1 protein-coding gene and 2 pseudogenes are annotated in these 1,281 nt (G+C 75.4%); all 3 read left to right on the forward strand.

Features of this window, described 5'->3' with window-relative positions; translation table 11 throughout:
- Positions 1-309 (forward strand): annotated as a pseudogene (locus KBX53_RS33275) (hypothetical protein); the annotation flags it as partial.
- A 10-nt stretch (positions 310-319) separates the two neighbouring features.
- Positions 320-769: a DUF6220 domain-containing protein gene (locus tag KBX53_RS33280; RefSeq protein WP_030328225.1), complete on the forward strand. Its 450-nt coding sequence runs from the start codon at positions 320-322 to the stop codon at positions 767-769.
- Positions 766-1,281: pseudogene (locus tag KBX53_RS33285) on the forward strand (multicopper oxidase family protein); the annotation flags it as partial. The gene KBX53_RS33280 and the pseudogene KBX53_RS33285, both read left to right, overlap by 4 nt.

Raw genomic sequence — 1,281 nt, forward strand, 5'->3', positions numbered from 1 at the left:
GGTGGGGAGCTGCTGGGCGAGGTGGCGCGCGAGACCGTCACGGCGACCGTGCGCTGGGAGGACGGGCGGTTCCCGGCCCGGCCCGCGGACTGGGCCGTCGACCTGGTGCGGGACGTGCCGGGCACGGACCGCATCGGGACGCGGATCGCGTTGCTGGCGGCGTTCGCTCCCAGCGCGATCAGCCCGGGCGACGTCGCGCTGTGGCGGCTCTCCCACCCGGCCGACGCCGACCTCGTGCGGCTGGTCGCGTACGGGGCGATCACGGCCACCGATCATGTCGCCCGGGCTCTCGCCTCGGCGCACCTCTAGGAGGTATTCCATGCGCAAGGCTCTCGTCGTCATCAGCGCGCTGACGCTCGTCGCGTTCGCCCTCCAGTTCATCTTCGCCGCGGTGGGCGGGTTCACGAAGCCGGCCGGCGACGGCGCGTACGCGTTGCACAGCGTCAACGGCATGGCGGTCATCCCGGTTCTCACACTGCTCACCGTCCTGTTCGCCGCGCTGGCGAAGGCGCCGGGCCGGCTCATCGGGCTGGCGGTGCTGCCGGTCGGCCTCGTCGTCCTCCAACCGCTCATCGCCATGCTCGCCAACGGGTTCGCCGACGCGTCGGGCGTCAGCACTCCGCTCGGCCTCACCATCGGCGGGCTGCACGCGCTCAACGGAATCATCGCGGTGCACGTCGTGGTCGGCGTCCACCGGGCGGCCCGGAAGCTGGCCGGCCTGGTGCCGGCCGAGGCCGGGGTTCCCGCCCGGGAAGTGGAGCCGGCGTGAGCACCGGGTCGCTGCTCGCGGTCGACCTCGTGATCGCGGTCCTCGCGGCCGGCGCCTGGTTGGGTGGTGGTGCCGCGTCCGTCGCGCGACGCCGCCCGCTCGCACTGGGACTGGCGGCGGTCGCGCTGGTCGCGACGCTCGCCCGCGCGATCACGATCACCGCCCTGGCCCGCGCCGGCTGGTGGTTCGCCGCGGAGAAGGTTCTCATCGCCGCCCCCCTGTCGCTCGCGGCGGTGGCCGTCGCCGGTCCGCGGCTGTTGCGGGCCCGGGGTGACGTCCGGGCCGTCGCGCTTGCGCTGCTCTTCGCCGGGTACGCCACGGGCAGCGCCCTGCTCGTGACGGTCCTGCACGGTTATCCGGCGTCGGCGGGGGCGGGGCTGCTCGCGGTCGCCGGGGTCGTCGCGGCGACGGTGATCTCGGGGCGTGCCCTCGGCGCGCGCCCGTCGCGGCCGGTGTCCCGGGTGGCGGTCGCGGTGGCGGTCGCGGCGCTGGTCACCGGAACCGGGCTGACC

The organism is Micromonospora sp. M51 (assembly GCF_018070305.1).
GTDB lineage: Bacteria > Actinomycetota > Actinomycetes > Mycobacteriales > Micromonosporaceae > Micromonospora > Micromonospora parva.